Below are 14,167 nucleotides of genomic sequence, written 5' to 3' on the forward strand. Positions count from 1 at the left end.
CACCGGCTAGCCGAACAGCCGCCGCGGCTGCTTTTGCTTCAGTAGCTTATCCAGTGCGGCCTGACCCTCCGAACTGAGTCGGAATGCCAGAAGGCCCTCCGGCGTGACATCGACGAGGGTGTAGCCGTTGAGCACGCTGAGGAGGGTGCCATACTCACTGATTACGCCCTTGGCCCAATTCACCACGATCAGCCCCTCGGCCTCGGTGAAGCCGGCCTCGCCGCGAGCCCTGGCCAGCGCCAAGACGAGCACCTCGACATGCGCTGGCGAGAGGACCTGTTGCGACTCTGTTTCAGCTTTTGGCATCACTCACCCCCATCTCCTTCATGTGCGCTTTCATCGCGGCCGGCCGCGTCCACGTCTTCTGCAGCTCACGCCAATCGCTGCCATACTCGATACGCTTGAGCATCTTCGGCTGGTAGAGAATCCCGAACGGCATGGCGCCGAGCTCCCATATCCGCAGCAGCCGCGCCTCGGCCTTGGCGAAGCTCTCACCACTGAAACCGAGTAGCGCGTAGCAGCGCAGTTTTTGCCGCCCCAGTGGTGCGAGTAGCTTCAAGGCACGTTCCAAGGGCCGCAGCGCGCTCTCGGTATCAGCGGCGAGGAACAACTGCTCGATGCGCAGCGAGCGCAGCTCCTCAGCGATTTCGTCTGTTATGAGACTGGCCGAGAGGCCCCCGGCAAAGACTGCCGCTCTTTTCTGTTGGCGCAGCATTGCAAACACAGCCCGCCGGTGACTCGCCGGTGCTTGGAGTAGATTGTTGTCGTTGATCTTGTTGCCGCCGCAGAAGTCCTCGATCAGTCGCAGCCCACCCTCGCGCTCCGGCACTAAGCACCACGGGCAGTCGCTGTTGCACCCGCGGGTGGTAAAGGTGTGGCCGTGTCGGAGATAGCGGCCCGGCACGAAGTCCTCGGCGGGGCTGTTGAATGCCGGCCCACCGACGCGCACAACGGGGTAATACAAAGCCCACACCCTCGCCAGCCGCTTAGCCTCCTCGATCTGCCAAGTGAAGGTGCAACTGATGTGCACCTCGGCGACATCGGCAGGTGGTGGCCGGAGCATCCCCATCGGCGGGTCGCTCCAGTGGTCTTTGCCGCGCGGGAAAGCGAAGGCGTCGGTTGGTGTGTGCGAGGTTCGCTTCGGGAAGACGCGGATGATTTCAGCCATCGCCGTACCACCTTGCACCTGTTCTAAAGCGTTCCTCTGCCTGCTTACAGGACTCACTGCACCACGCCTCGCCGGCCTCGCCAAACACGGGTGCGCCAGGTATACGCCCGTCCTCGCACCACTTGCCATCCCGTGTCATGGAACACTCACAAAACGCGCACGGGTACGAGTAGCCCGCCTCGATCCAGTCGCGGGGCGTCAGCGTCCGGGCCTCGCCATCGAATGCCGGCGCCCGTTTCGCGGAGATGTCCGTCCACATGTAGTCGGCCTGTACGAGTTCATCCTGCTGGCGCGCCTTGACCTTGGCCTTACCGGCGGTCTCGCCCCAATGAATCTCACCACCCTCGTCGGAATCCTTCACCCAGATGTACCATGCCTTCGTCATGGTCTCCTCGCATTCGTCGCGGCCAACCGCGCAAGGTTGGCCACAAACTGCCAGTTCGGCATCGGCGTGTCTCGCCACGGCGCCTGGACGCGAGTATGAGCGCGCAGGTAGCCATAATCATCAGGTAGTACCTCGATCAAGCCGGCCTCGACCGGCAGCTCATCCTCGCGGAGTAAGCCTTTGGGTGCCACGAAGTAGAACAGGTTGCTGAGCAACAGAGCACGCCGACGCTTGCGGGGGTGCTTGAGCTCGAGCAGGTAGTCGGCGCGACTGATCTTGACCTCGTAGGCAGTACGGGCAAGCCTGTGCATCGGCCAGCAGTTGATGCACCACGCGTCGAGGCGCTGGTCAGCATCAGCGCCGGGAGTCGCGCCCGTGCCGCAACGCAGCTCCTCGAAGAAGGCGTACTGAGGCGGCTCGTGATTCTTGCGCAGCACCGCGATGATCGCCTTCGCGGTTAGTGCAGGGGTGGGATTCAAGATAGCCGGCTCGCTCATCACTCCCCCTCTCTATCCGGTAGCCGGCGGGCATTATATGGCTTGGTCTGTAGCTCGTGGTAGGGCACTTTCTCCATATCGTGGAGGGCCATATTACTAGCGATACGCAGCGCGTCAAACTCGTCGAGTGCGCGCACCCTGTAGTCGCGGTGGTCTTTGAGTACGATGTCCACGGTCACGTCGAAATCCCTCACGGCGCCACCTCTTCTGGGGCGGCTTCCTGATCCATTGGGGGGTACGACCTGGTGATCCTCGTGATATATTCCGCCGGGTATCCTGCCATGCCGAGGGCCGCGCGCGCAGAACTCGCTATACCATAAAGCTTACGGGTCAGCGGCAAGCCCCGCGCGTAGAACAGCGATAGAAACACGTCCAACGTGAGCTGGTCGAGCAACCCGCGCAGGTAGCCGTCTTGCTTGGTGATCTGCTGTTGCAGGTACTCGACCTCGTTCGCCAAGAGGCGAATATCCCGGTAGGACTCGCGTACCTGGTGTGCCAGCAGCGCCGTGTCAGTATCAATATCAGTGTCAGCGGCCCTGCTGGCACGTTGCGCATACCGGCGCACGAGAATGTCGCGTGCCGCCTTATCCATGCCTACCCCCCCCCTCACGTAGCCTTTGGCCTTTCACCTACAAGCGTGGCAACTGCTACACTGCTTGCAGATGACCTCTTTGCCATGGTGTAGGATGCGCAGCGGAAACGTCATTCCTTGCTCCTTTACCAAAAGGGGCTTCTCATAGGGGAGCTTGGATTCCCGCGGGGTAAGTGGCTTTCTTTCGGCAACTAACGTTTGCATGAACACCCTCCTCTGTGCGGTTCATTTGATCACCATCGTCTCGACGACCTGGTGGACATGATCGACATCTCGCCTGATACTCGTTTTCTCTATGACCACCTTACTGACATCGCCCCACGTCAGCACGCCCATCACGTCTAAGCGGTGCCCATCTGTTATTATGTCCAGTAGATAAGAGACGAAAAGAGTACCTCCTGGCCTCAAGACCCGAAGCGCCTCGGCCTGCGCCATGTGGGAATCGCAGAGGTGAATCACTCCGCGTGCGTAGACGCCATCGAATACACTGTCTCGAAATGGCAGGTGCTCAAACGCGCAAAGGACGTCCGCCACATTGGACTGAATATCCGTTGTCACCACTGACAGCCCCGATCTTCTAAGGAACTTGGCGTCAGCACCGGAGCCGGCGCCAACCTCAAGTACCAATGCACCTTGTGCACAGCGCTCCGCGAAGCGGTGCGCTTGGAGGCTTGGATTCTGTCTGTTGAACCAATCAGCGCCGAGCCTATAGCGCTCGTATATCTCGCCCGGGCTAACCTGCATCACAGGGCTCCCTTGTTAGCATCGGCTCGATCTGCGGCCACAGCAGATAGACGGCGTGCGCATTAGTGCGGGCTCTGGTATTCTGGCGTATCCTCCGAAAAGTGGCGCGCACCGTCTTGAGAGGGACTCTGAACCGCCTAGCCACCTGCTTCTCAGCCAGTCCCTCTTCGGCCTTAACTACGAACATCGCAAGTTGATCAAGGGTGACGACTCTTCGCTTCCTACCCAAAGTGAGCCCCCTTCTTGCCGGACACTCTCCGAGGCCGCTCCTCGGCGCCATGAATCCGAAAGTCGCTCTCAGGGTAGCGCCAGAGGAACAGCTTCTGCTTGATCTTGAAGGCGGCGGTGATCGCCCCGACGCCGCCCTTGTGATCTTCCGCGACCCATTCGTGCGTCACCTCATCGAAGTAGTAGTAGTCGGCAATGTAGACGATCTTGCGCTGCCACTTGCCTTTACGGTCACGGAAGCCGTCGAACACCACGAACGGCACGGCATGTCGAAGGCTACTGATGTTGCCGGCCCGCTGCTCGATCACCAGGTCGCACCAACGCTTGTACTCGCCCTCACTGTGCCACACCTCGCCCTCGACGAGCAGCTTCCGGTTCAAGTATTTCGGACGGCCGCCCTGCTTGAAGCGGGAACTGGGCACTCCATGGCGCCCGCGCAGCTCGGCAACATCCATCTCCTCGGTCATGGCCGCACCCTCTCTCTGAGCCAGTCAAATAGCGACGCCTCATGCGCGCCCTTCTGGAGGGCTAAGAGCCTCTTACCCGGCACTAGGTCGTAATGCGGCAACAGGTGTTTATCTTGAAACCAGCGTCGCTTGAGCCCGAGCGCCTCGGCGAACACGTGCAGTTCAGCCAAGTCGCCATCCGTCCACAAGTGGCACCAGTGTTGATGACCGAATGGGCGCTGCGGATAGGTCGTCAGCTTATCGACAAAGATCACAGCCGCACCGGCTCCATGCTCAGCGCCGCCAAGCATTCTGCCCACGTCGGGAACACATCGAGTTCGGGGCGACAGTGAAACACGCTTTCGCGTGGGCCAACCACGATCAGGCGCATAGTCCTCATGTGCAGGTGGCGCCTGATGATGTTCATGCCCATCGCTATGCCAAGCTCGATATGACGACCACCTCGCCCGACCATGCTTATAGCCGGCTCCGTGAAGCAGATAATTGCACCGGCGGCGCATAGATCATCGACGTCCTCTTCTGCCCACACGGCACGGGCCGCTACAGAGTCACTCCCATCGCCTAAGCCATCGTGCGAGCCACTCAGCCAGCGTGATGTCACGTAGTGTCCGACGGCTTCCAGTTCACGCGCATACCCTTGCATTTCTAGCCGCCGGATGTACTTAGCCGCAATGTAGAAGTTCATATCACGCCTCCACTTTTCCCCTGAGTAAGGATGACACGCCGCAGTCATCCTGCGTGAGACCGTTCATGATCCACTGCTTGAGCGTCCGATAGCACTCAATATCGGTCGCCGACGGCTCGACGAGCCCGACAGCGACGCACTCCCGCCGATATTCCGCGAACTCACCGCTCAGGTGCGCCAATGCCACGAACAGCCAGGCAGGCATGAAGTCATGCCACGCCTTATCGGCCCAACAGAGTCGGCTGGGGACAGACATACCGAGCGCCCGTGTCAGGTGCCGGCTATGCAGTAAGCAAAGCCACAGGTAGTGAGTGCCGAACAGACGCCGGGCAATCATCGCGCCGACCCATGGATGCGCCTCTCCCTCCGGTCCGTCCATGTTCGGGGCCTGCCAATACCCCCAGTCGTGAATCACGATGCAGACAGCCTCCCGCCACGACGGCCAGCCGTACAACTTGCGCCACGCGAGGAAGACGAACAGCGGGTGCAGGAGCACCTGATGCACCCCGAAACACAGCGACTTTGTGCCGACACGTATCAACGCATCTCCAGGCCGGGCGGCGGCAACGGCCTCTTGAAGAAATAGGTGATCCCCAGACGATGGGCGATGGCCGTCACCATCTCCCATCCCGCAGCCCCCAACTCGGCCAAATGTTCGTCTACCTGCTCTTCTGTTACGTCGGTGTCCTGGAAGGGGACGTATGCTTTGTACTCGAATCCTTGTGGCTTCCAGTAAAGCCTTGCCATACTCAACCTCCCTTCGTCACCGCACCGGCCTCCTCCCGCGGTATGTCCGCAAGTCTTTATTGCCGGCGAAGACGGTCTTGCACAGCATCACATCACCGAACCGGCTAGTAAGCGCGGGTTGGGCGAGGTCTTTCGGGTGACAGTTCGCCGTGATGATCGTCGGCAGATGCTGGCGGTAGCGCCAGTTCAAGAGCTCGTACAATTTCTCGTCCACCCACGGCGAGGGCTTCTCTTTGCCCAAGTCGTCGAGGCCGAGCACAGGGATGTTCTTGACCATGTTGAAGTCCCCGTCGAAGCTCCGAGCATTCGCCGGCTCGAACGCAGCGCGCAACCAGTCGAGGAGCTCTGGGACGACTGCGAGCACCGCGAGGTAGCCAGCCGCGCGCAAGCCGTTGATCGCGGCCATCAAGAGCGTCGTCTTACCGTCGCCGAACGGGCCGTACAGGTACAGCCAGCCGCAGGGCTGTTCGATGTAGTCCCGCACGGCGTTGTAAGCCGCCTCATGGCCATCGACTCTATCGTGGTCGGAGAGCCGCTCGGTCTGCATCTCGGCTGTGTAGTGCAGCGCATCGTCGAGCGCCGCGATCTGCCGGCGAAACGCGATCCCGCAGGAGCAGGCTTGAGCCAGCCCGAAGCGGGGGTCGCCTATCGGCACATCCAAACGCAACCACCCGGCACCCTTACACACTGAGCAGTCAGCGGGTAAGGACTCAGAGTTTGCTCTTGATGCTGCTGATGTCGGGGGGCTCAGGTTCAACGACTTCAGCGCTTGACCGATTGGGATTGCCATTAACAACTACTCCTTTCCGCCCAACGACGCGCGGCGCGAAGTCGGCCGGGTCTGGCGCTTTCTGATAGTCCTCGAATCGCCTCTTGTTCAGGAATGTTGCTGGCAGGAGGGTAAATTGTTCCTCACGACAAGCTAAGGCGCATTCCGACGCGTAGTTTGCCGCCCCCACGTAAAGGGTCTCCGGTGTGACTCCGCTCTTGAGGACCTTCCCGTAAGCATTTTCAGCTTCAGTCCTCGCCTTCTTGCGGGGGTATACCTGCCAGAAGTTTCTGAACGCTTGGGTTGGCAGTTCCGTGTTCGGCTGCCGCGGTCGTTTCGACCGCTTTGGAGGTTGGAGACTATCTGTTTCAGCGCCGTTAGGCGCGGCGGGACATGTTACTTCTTCATGACATGACGTAGTTTGATCTAACGTAACGTAGTCTGGCCGCAAGGACTGCGCAAGAGCTACGTCAGGGCTACGCAAGGACTGTGTAAGTGTTGGCGTTGGTGTTGTGACGGGTTTATCCACGCATCCCTCAAAGTCCACAGACGTATGGTAGGAGCCGCAAGCGTGGCAGGGATACTGAGCCCTCGCACGAAAGCGAAGGTCTTGATGGCGTTCCCACGTCTTCAGCCATAGGTACTCTTGGTTAGCGACGACGTAAAGCTCGACGTTGCGACAGAAAACAAGGATGTGGTCGCGTATCGTCCTTACCTGCTCGGTGGTGATGTCGTCATAGCCGAATATCCACTTTCGCAGTAGGGCCGGATGCGCTGAGACATGGCCGTAGTCGTCGGCTAAACTGATTAAGCCGACAAACAGCAACCGCTCAATCGGTGTAAGTGGCGCGAGGTCTGGGTCATCCCAAAGTGCAGGATCGAGCATTCGCTTTCGCGGCATCTCGCTATCCCTTTTGCTTCGCCATAATGAAGTCCATTTCGTCCTGCCAACCAGACCAGTTGCGGGCCTGCATTGCCACCCGCTTGAGGGTTTCGGTAGTTATCCCCGCCTCGTAGGCTTCTTCGAGCCGGCACATTGCTAGGTGTTGGCTGTAAGGGCTGAAGAAGAGGAAGTGGTTGCGCATAATGCCCCGGATGTAATAAAGCTCTTGCATCCAAGGCTTCTCAATGGCGCGTTGCCGAGCAGCAGCGATGCGACCAACAAAGTCATTGGCCTTGTCAACGGACTCATGGGTGATGTTGCCCTCTTCGTCACGCTTCAGGTATTGCTGGGCGGACGTACGCATGGCCTCAAGGATAGCCTGAAAGCCAAACCGACCGATGATCTTCTTTAGCTCTTGGCGCCCGTAGTCGTTGAGGTAGTAGCCGGGCGTTAGACTGTTCCACAGGTCAGCGGCGCTTTCTAGTTGCTGGTCGCCTAACCCAATCAATCCCCGCTGCCATTCGACCATCATCTCGATCTGCTCGCGCCGCTCTTGCAGTTCGTCTAGCTGGGCCTTCCGCTTCCGAATTGCGGTATCGTCGGTCAGTTCGCGGTCGCTCTTACCGGCGTTGCAGTCCTTGCAGCAGGTAATGAGGTTCAGAACATCATCCTCGCCTTGCTTGGAAACGGGGGTGATGTGGTCAACCTGAAGGACTACTTCGGGGGCACTCCTGCCGCAGTATTGGCAGGTGAACTTGTCGCGCTTGAAGACCTCGAAACGGTCTTTCTTGCTGATACCAGGTCGGGGTTTACGACTCATCCGGCCACACCCGTCACAGCATTGCCTCCTGGGAGAGTAGCCGGAGTCGTGTTTCGTATTGCCTCAACCGGCGCGCGCTGTGCTCGGCGGACTCGCGCGTGGCCGCGAAGACTGAGCTCTTGAGGGCGGGTTGCGCGAGCTCGCCACGCTCGCGCTCGAGCTCGCTGCGCCAGTAGGCTACGCCCTGCCCGGCGATCTGAATAGCTGTGCCGAGGCTCTCTTGCGCGTTCATGCCAGCACCGCCTGTCGTGGCCGGTAGTCAGGTGCCACGTGCAGCCGGGTCAACGGGTCCCACTTGTTGGCCCGCCCTAGATACCCGTCCTCGTCGGCCTCGATCCAGAGCTTGTGTACTAGCATCCGGTCGGCGGGTGGTAGCATGGTCGTGGGCTGCACGCACATTATGAGTTGGGTTTGAAGTCGCTCGTCGCGTAGGACAATGGTTCCCTGCCCATATACACGAGGGCCAGGTACGAGGTACTCCCACCCCTTATAGAGTCGGCTGGGGATGGAAAAGAACGTCCTACTGCCGACCCGAGCACACTCGTCTGGTGTCAGCACCTCTTTGAGTAGTTGTCGGGCGGTTGCGTCGGCCTCAAGCCATGGCTCCGAACCTGGTATGAGTAATGGCAGCGAGACCACGGAGCCCCGCGACGCGACCACCAGCATGTCCGGCAGCCAGCGGGCCGCGCGGCGCAGTGGCACCTGCACGAGCAGCCATAGCGCGAGAGCGATGGAAATGTAGCTGCCGGCCACCCAGAGGGGCCTGTAGATGATCGGGCTAGCGGTTAGCAGCGTGAACACAGCCCAGGCGAGCCAAAAGCCCGCTGCGAATCGAGCACTCCACATGCTCAGCCCCCCGCGATGCGCGGCACGATCACGACGTTCTGCTCGCTGCCCGGCTCGAGCTTGTCGATGCGCCGGGCCAGCTCGCCAGGTTTCACCGCAAACGCGCTCGCGCCCTGCTTGCGGGCTTGTGCCATGATGCGCTCTGCCTCGCGCACAGCGGCTACCGCATCGCGGTCTTTGGCGACGTACGCCTCGGCGGACCACCTGATGGCCGTGTCACCGCGCTCGTTCAGGATGTGGATGCTTGCCATTGGGGAACCTCCTCTTATTTCTTGGGCTGTTGAGCCCGACTGCGCTTACATATCCGACTGGCGCACCTTGGTTATGATGCCCTCGATGCTGCGTTTGGTGGCGGCCTCCTGACGACTCAGAGCACTCATATCTTCAAATACCGACAAAAGCTCCCGCATCCCGTTGATCACGATAGTGCGCTCGATCTCAGTTAAGCGCACCCTGATGGCCCCAGAGATAGATCGTCTCATCATAGCCTGCCAATGCCATGCAGCACGCGATACAGCAGCAGCGAGAGGGCGCCGAGCGTGGTAGCCTGCGCCAACCGCTCAGCAACACCGCCAACGACGTCAAACAGCCTTACCACATCCACCCCCATGGAGTGGATCGAGCACCCCACCCCCACCTTACAAATAGCGCGGTCAGGCCGCCAAACGGACCTAACAGCGTCACCCATATGCAACGCACCGCGTCGCCACGATCCCACGCCCCGGCCCCTAAACTGTCGCCATACTCTGTGACGAAGAAGTGCTTTATCACCCGTGTAGGCAGGTAGCCAGCCGTAAGCCAAAGGACTACGAGTAATACCGTTAGCATCTGGCTCTCGGCGCTCATCCTAGCACCACCTGCATCAGATTGAACGCGACAACCAGCGCGAATAGCAAGTTCCAGATGTGCACCGTTCGCCACAACCACGGATAGCGCCTGACTAGCACCAGTAGCGCGACGAGGAGCAACAGTATGACGCCCTCCTTGAGGGTGTAGATTGGCAGCTCGCCGAAGGTCGCCATGCCCCATGCCGGCACCGGGCTGATCTCGTGCAGCCCGGCACGCAGCCCAACCATTGTGGAGAACATGTCCGCGAGGTTCAGGACCAGGTACGTGAGAACAGCGAGGGTGTTACTCATTACACCCCCTCCATATGGCCGCCTCGTATTCTTCCCTCGCCGCGGCCAATTGGTCAACGTACAGTTTCACGAGGGCATCCTTGGCCTCCGCTAATTGGCGCTTCAGCACGCGCCGGGCTTCTAGGTAATTCTCCATGGCCGCCGCTTCTCGGATTCTCGCTGTATCGGCCACTCTGAGTGAGCGGGTGGCGTTGCTCATGTCACTCTCCCGGCCGGGGGCCTAGAAGCCCCCGGCCCTCGTGCGAATGGACTCCGCGAGCGGTAGCGAGTCGTCGAACCCGAGCGCTCTGCGTTGCCGGCGCACCACTTCGAGCGGCACGCTGTCGTCGATGCCAAGTGCCCGACCGGAGCGCTTCGGCTCCTCACCAAGATCGAGTAGCACGGCCCGGCAGCCAGTGCCCAGGGCTTGCAGCGCCCGCCCTACGCCAGTCGCGTCGCGCGGCCCCTCGCAGGGGCCGAGCTGCAAGGCCAGCGACCTGAGCTGCCGGTCGAGGTCGGCGTCGCCCGCGAAGTTGAGCTTACCCACAGTGGCGATCATGTTGCGTAGTTGCTCGGCGCTCTTGCCGATGAGCTTGCCGTCGTTGCGCTGGATGGACGCCAGTGCGTCGAGTGCCACGTCGTAGACTTGCTGGCGTAGCTGGGCGAGCACGCCGGAGATGAACGTGTCAATTTGCTCGCGCTTCTCGCGTTGGAACGATGCGAGTAGGTCAGCGGTCATGGCGTCCATCGCCCTGCGGCGAGCCGCGAGGGCGGCGTCCTCGATGTGGTCGGCGGCCCACTGCTTGTCACGCTCGCCCCGGATGCGGTCGGCCTCGGCCAGATCAGCCGCGGTCTGTGACGGCAACGGGATGTAGCTCAGTTTCGTCTCGAAGGTGATCGAGTCGTAGATTTCCTGCGCCGAGCGCATCAGGCGGGCGATCTCGTCGACGAACTGCTCGACGAAGTGGGCCTCGGAAAGCTTCGGCTGCGCGTCGAGCTTGCATAGCCGGTCGTAGGCCGCGTGAGCCTGCTTGCGGTAAGCGCCGATCACTGCGCGGCGGATGTCAGGGAAATTGGCAACGAGCTCGTCGCGCTTGGCAAGGTACTGCTGGCGGTAGCCCTCGTTCTTGCTCTTCCAAGTCTGATAGGCCGTGGACGGCACGAACCGGCCCCACGGCGTCTTGTACGAGTAGCGCTCCAGATTGTCGCGTGCGCTCATCTCAAGCCCGGCCAGCTTCGTGAGGATTTCGCGCGGCAGCAGCTTCTTCTCGCCGAAGCTGAGGTACTGCGCCCAGACTTCGCGCTCCTCGGCGCTGTCGCCGCCGATGCCGAGGTCGGCGGGGGCCAGCCGGCTAGTCGCCCGCCAGCGGCCAATGTTGATCTCGACGGTCACGCCCTCGCAGATGGCCTGCTCGACGGCCAGCGGCATCGGTCGGATGGTGATCTCGCTGGCGTCCTCGCCGATGGCATGGGCCAATTCCCTGCGGGCCTCTTCTATGGTTATCACAGCTCACGCCTCCCCCGCCGCTCCGAACCGAGCCCGGCGGCGATACTGGCCTGCAGCGTGTCCTTGTCGGACGCGCGCTCACGGAAGGCTGGCGGTACGAGGTCTAGGTCGCTCACCTCGGCCAGCGCCAGGTCCGTCATCGTCCTGATGTCGGCTGTGGACTTCTTCAACCGGCCACGGGCATCCAGCAGCAGCGCGTAGTCCACGCTGTCGCGTCCCTGCCTGCCGGCTAGTCGCCACGCCTTGAGGACAAGCATCTCGAGCTCAGCGCCCGTCCAGTCGTCGGTCTGGGCGATCAGCCTGGGCGCGCACTCGGCATCGTTCGGCCCCGGTAAAAGAGCGATGCTGTGGCGGTTGAGTAGTGCCTTCAGGATTTGCGGGCGCGTCCCGGCGTCCGGCACGAGGAACGGCAACTTTACGTCGATGCGGCCGGGCCTCTTCACGGCGGCGTCGATCAGGTCGGGTCGGTTAGTGGCGCCGAGGAAGAATATCTTGCCCCGGTGCTGAGTGTTGCCGAGGAACTCCAACAGCCGCTTGAAGAGGTTGTTGTTCACGGAGTCGCCACCGCTGGAGCCGCCCTCACCGCGCCTCATTGTCTGGTCGAGTTCGTCGATGAAGACGATGGTCGGTGACATTGCTTCGATGCAGCGCAGCGCCTTTTCCATGTTGTGCTCGGACTGCCCCACGATGCCGCCGAGAATCTTGGACGGCTTCAACTCGACGCAGTTGATGCCCGCCTCTTTCGCCAGCGCCTTGACGAAGGCCGTCTTGCCAGTGCCGGCGGGGCCACAGAGCAGCGCACCCATCGGGACACGCCGGTAGTCGCCGCGAAGCATCGGCGCGATCACGTCTTCGCGCGCCCAGTCTTTCACGTAGTCCAGCCCGCCGATAGACTCGAAGCCCTCAGTCGGCTCGATAATCTCGATGACATCGGCGTACTCGCTGGCTATGATTGAGCCCTTGCGCTCCGTGACGAGATCGCGGTCGATGGGCGTGCCGGGGCCGGCGCGCAGGAATAGGTCTTCGATGTGCAGGCGGCTGAGGCCAGCGGTCATTGCCGCAAGCTCCGCTGCCGGCACGGCGAGCGCGACGTCCTTGTACTCGCCCCGCAGGTACTCGATGTAGTCGAGCCGGTCATCGTAGCCGGGCAACGGGATCAGGAATGCCTCGTACTTGGCGCTCGCCGCCCGCAGATCGGGGTGCAGCTCGGTGAGTAGCCCTGTCGTGAGCACCACGATATTCTTGGCGCTCTCGATCTGCTTGTCGAGGCCCCAGCGCAGCAACGTCACGAGGTTGGTGCGGTCGGGCGGGCTCATCATTGCCTTGTCGGTTGCAGGGGCAATGGTCTCGGCGAACTCGATGACCACGGCGGCGAACAGCTCACCGTAGACGACCTTGCCGTTTTCATCGAGGTGCGAGTTGCCGTTGCTGTCCTTGAGATCAGTGCGTGTCTTTAGTAGCTGCTCGATCAGCGGCAAGCAGCTCGACGGGTCTTTCGGCAGGTTATCGAAGATGTCCTCGGGGGTCTGTGGGGTATTACCTGGTAGGAACGGGTCACTCTGGGCGTTCGTGTCAAGGCCGAGTGCCTTGACTGCCTTGGCTTTCATGCTCGGCAACGCCACCGTGAGGCCCTCTGACCTGTTGTAGAATGCTATCACTTCGCAGCGGTCGAACAACCGGGTGAGCCGCTGGCGCAGCGTGGTGTTGTGGTGCACGTAGTCGCGCACCTCCCCGTGCAGGATGACGGCCTGCATGACACCGGCGGATAACTTGGTCTTGAGATCATCGACCCAAGGGGTGCCGTTCTGCTCAGTCATGCCTGCACCCCCGTATACACGTGGGCATCGTCATGCCGGTGCTGCTCTACCTCGCCCTCGTCGGCGAGCGTGATGCCCTGGGCCTGTAGGATGCGCTCGATCTCCCTGATCTTGACGGCCCCCTCTTCGAGCGTGCCTTCTTCGACGGCGATGTTGATGCGCCCGTTCTGGATCGTTACTCGCACCTTCATCACTACACCTCCAACCGCAGTACGAGGGCCTCGCCCTGATACTGGCTTTGCGTGACCCTGTACTTCAGGCTCAGCACTCCTTGAATCTGGACCTGGAGCAGCCGGTTGGCGAGCTTCGGCAAATAGGCCGTTAGCTCGGCCTTCAGGGCCTCGGCATCGGCTAGTGTGCGGGGACGCTTGGCCTGCACCTGAAGGTGTCCACCGCGCAGCGAGACCTGGTAGCCGCTGGTCTCGATCCAGAACCCCGCCGTCCGCTCGGTGTGCCCGCGGTAGAAATGGTTCTGAATGCAGGTAGTCGGCTCGCCTGTCTTTGCCACGATCAGCTTCACGAGGCTGTCGAGCGCAGCGCTGGAGCCTAGCACGCGCTCCGTGACTTCCGGGGCTACTTTCGCCGTGGTAACCGCCACTGCGTTGCAGGGCATTTGCTTGCTCCTCCTCTCGAAATGTTCTAACCCTATATTACCACGGCTAACCGCTAATGTCAAGGGTTTGCAACTGATTAGTTGTGATGTTGGCCTTATCGCGCTGATTAGGTGCGCGGTTGGGTATTCGCGTCGAAGTGCGTCTGGAATAGGGTGACTCCGCCAGGGCAGAAGGCCAGTATGGCAACTGCCTCGACGAGTTTGCCGGCAAGTTCCCCGGTTTTGCCTTTCTGGCGATATAAGAGCGCCTCGCTGGAGGCGAACTCGATGGCGTAGCCCTG

General features: G+C 61.1%; 23 protein-coding genes. All 23 read right to left on the minus strand.

Annotated features, from left to right (window positions below; translation table 11 throughout):
- Window positions 1-6 precede the first annotated feature (6 nt).
- Window positions 7-306 (minus strand): hypothetical protein, encoded by a 300-nt coding sequence (locus Q8O80_RS05020; protein WP_305577577.1) that lies wholly within the window; start codon window positions 304-306, stop codon window positions 7-9.
- Window positions 293-1,168 carry a hypothetical protein gene (locus Q8O80_RS05025; RefSeq protein WP_305577579.1) on the minus strand — a complete coding sequence of 292 codons (876 nt, stop codon included), beginning with the start codon at window positions 1,166-1,168 and terminating at the stop codon, window positions 293-295. The genes Q8O80_RS05020 and Q8O80_RS05025 overlap by 14 nt, the downstream gene beginning before the upstream one ends.
- On the minus strand, window positions 1,161-1,553 hold the full coding sequence (locus tag Q8O80_RS05030; RefSeq protein ID WP_305577581.1) for a hypothetical protein: 393 nt from the start codon (window positions 1,551-1,553) through the stop codon (window positions 1,161-1,163). The genes Q8O80_RS05025 and Q8O80_RS05030 overlap by 8 nt, the downstream gene beginning before the upstream one ends.
- Window positions 1,550-2,050 carry a hypothetical protein gene (locus tag Q8O80_RS05035; RefSeq protein WP_305577583.1) on the minus strand — a complete coding sequence of 167 codons (501 nt, stop codon included), beginning with the start codon at window positions 2,048-2,050 and terminating at the stop codon, window positions 1,550-1,552. The genes Q8O80_RS05030 and Q8O80_RS05035 overlap by 4 nt, the downstream gene beginning before the upstream one ends.
- Window positions 2,050-2,244: a hypothetical protein gene (locus Q8O80_RS05040; RefSeq protein WP_305577585.1), complete on the minus strand. Its 195-nt coding sequence runs from the start codon at window positions 2,242-2,244 to the stop codon at window positions 2,050-2,052. Before Q8O80_RS05040 ends, Q8O80_RS05035 begins: the two co-directional genes overlap by 1 nt.
- Window positions 2,241-2,642 (minus strand): hypothetical protein, encoded by a 402-nt coding sequence (locus Q8O80_RS05045; RefSeq protein ID WP_305577587.1) that lies wholly within the window; start codon window positions 2,640-2,642, stop codon window positions 2,241-2,243. The genes Q8O80_RS05040 and Q8O80_RS05045 overlap by 4 nt, the downstream gene beginning before the upstream one ends.
- Window positions 2,643-2,867: 225 nt before the next feature.
- Window positions 2,868-3,386, minus strand: a complete 519-nt coding sequence (locus Q8O80_RS05050) for a class I SAM-dependent methyltransferase (protein WP_305577589.1) — start codon at window positions 3,384-3,386, stop codon at window positions 2,868-2,870.
- A 221-nt stretch (window positions 3,387-3,607) separates the two neighbouring features.
- A complete protein-coding gene (locus Q8O80_RS05055) occupies window positions 3,608-4,081 on the minus strand; it encodes a DUF1064 domain-containing protein (protein WP_305577591.1) in 474 nt (157 codons plus the stop codon).
- Complete coding sequence (locus Q8O80_RS05060) at window positions 4,078-4,335, minus strand: DUF4031 domain-containing protein (protein WP_305577593.1); 258 nt, start codon at window positions 4,333-4,335, stop codon at window positions 4,078-4,080. The genes Q8O80_RS05055 and Q8O80_RS05060 overlap by 4 nt, the downstream gene beginning before the upstream one ends.
- Window positions 4,332-4,766, minus strand: coding sequence for a hypothetical protein (locus Q8O80_RS05065; RefSeq protein WP_305577595.1), 435 nt, complete (start codon window positions 4,764-4,766; stop codon window positions 4,332-4,334). The genes Q8O80_RS05060 and Q8O80_RS05065 overlap by 4 nt, the downstream gene beginning before the upstream one ends.
- Before the next feature lies 1 nt (window position 4,767).
- On the minus strand, window positions 4,768-5,307 hold the full coding sequence (locus tag Q8O80_RS05070) for a hypothetical protein (RefSeq protein ID WP_305577597.1): 540 nt from the start codon (window positions 5,305-5,307) through the stop codon (window positions 4,768-4,770).
- Window positions 5,304-5,513 (minus strand): hypothetical protein, encoded by a 210-nt coding sequence (locus Q8O80_RS05075; RefSeq protein ID WP_305577599.1) that lies wholly within the window; start codon window positions 5,511-5,513, stop codon window positions 5,304-5,306. Before Q8O80_RS05075 ends, Q8O80_RS05070 begins: the two co-directional genes overlap by 4 nt.
- A 16-nt stretch (window positions 5,514-5,529) precedes the next feature.
- A complete protein-coding gene (locus tag Q8O80_RS05080) occupies window positions 5,530-6,180 on the minus strand; it encodes a hypothetical protein (RefSeq protein WP_305577601.1) in 651 nt (216 codons plus the stop codon).
- Between the two features lie 1,007 nt (window positions 6,181-7,187).
- Window positions 7,188-7,985: an HNH endonuclease gene (locus Q8O80_RS05085; RefSeq protein ID WP_305577603.1), complete on the minus strand. Its 798-nt coding sequence runs from the start codon at window positions 7,983-7,985 to the stop codon at window positions 7,188-7,190.
- Between the two features lie 13 nt (window positions 7,986-7,998).
- Window positions 7,999-8,217: a hypothetical protein gene (locus Q8O80_RS05090; RefSeq protein ID WP_305577605.1), complete on the minus strand. Its 219-nt coding sequence runs from the start codon at window positions 8,215-8,217 to the stop codon at window positions 7,999-8,001.
- A gap of 616 nt (window positions 8,218-8,833) precedes the next feature.
- Window positions 8,834-9,082, minus strand: a complete 249-nt coding sequence (locus tag Q8O80_RS05095) for a hypothetical protein (protein WP_305577607.1) — start codon at window positions 9,080-9,082, stop codon at window positions 8,834-8,836.
- A gap of 45 nt (window positions 9,083-9,127) precedes the next feature.
- Complete coding sequence (locus Q8O80_RS05100) at window positions 9,128-9,313, minus strand: hypothetical protein (protein WP_305577609.1); 186 nt, start codon at window positions 9,311-9,313, stop codon at window positions 9,128-9,130.
- A gap of 360 nt (window positions 9,314-9,673) precedes the next feature.
- On the minus strand, window positions 9,674-9,970 hold the full coding sequence (locus tag Q8O80_RS05105; RefSeq protein WP_305577611.1) for a DUF5658 family protein: 297 nt from the start codon (window positions 9,968-9,970) through the stop codon (window positions 9,674-9,676).
- Entirely contained in the window at window positions 9,963-10,169 is a 207-nt protein-coding gene (locus Q8O80_RS05110; protein ID WP_305577613.1) for a hypothetical protein, read from the minus strand. Before Q8O80_RS05110 ends, Q8O80_RS05105 begins: the two co-directional genes overlap by 8 nt.
- A 21-nt stretch (window positions 10,170-10,190) precedes the next feature.
- Window positions 10,191-11,456, minus strand: coding sequence for a hypothetical protein (locus Q8O80_RS05115; protein ID WP_305577615.1), 1,266 nt, complete (start codon window positions 11,454-11,456; stop codon window positions 10,191-10,193).
- Window positions 11,453-13,273 (minus strand): ATP-binding protein, encoded by a 1,821-nt coding sequence (locus Q8O80_RS05120; protein WP_305577617.1) that lies wholly within the window; start codon window positions 13,271-13,273, stop codon window positions 11,453-11,455. The genes Q8O80_RS05115 and Q8O80_RS05120 overlap by 4 nt, the downstream gene beginning before the upstream one ends.
- Window positions 13,270-13,464 carry a hypothetical protein gene (locus tag Q8O80_RS05125; RefSeq protein WP_305577619.1) on the minus strand — a complete coding sequence of 65 codons (195 nt, stop codon included), beginning with the start codon at window positions 13,462-13,464 and terminating at the stop codon, window positions 13,270-13,272. The genes Q8O80_RS05120 and Q8O80_RS05125 overlap by 4 nt, the downstream gene beginning before the upstream one ends.
- A gap of 2 nt (window positions 13,465-13,466) precedes the next feature.
- Complete coding sequence (locus Q8O80_RS05130) at window positions 13,467-13,886, minus strand: hypothetical protein (RefSeq protein WP_305577621.1); 420 nt, start codon at window positions 13,884-13,886, stop codon at window positions 13,467-13,469.
- Window positions 13,887-14,167: the final 281 nt, after the last annotated feature.

Origin of the sequence: Devosia sp., from assembly GCF_030689745.1 — a bacterium.
Classification (GTDB): domain Bacteria; phylum Pseudomonadota; class Alphaproteobacteria; order Rhizobiales; family Devosiaceae; genus Devosia; species Devosia alba.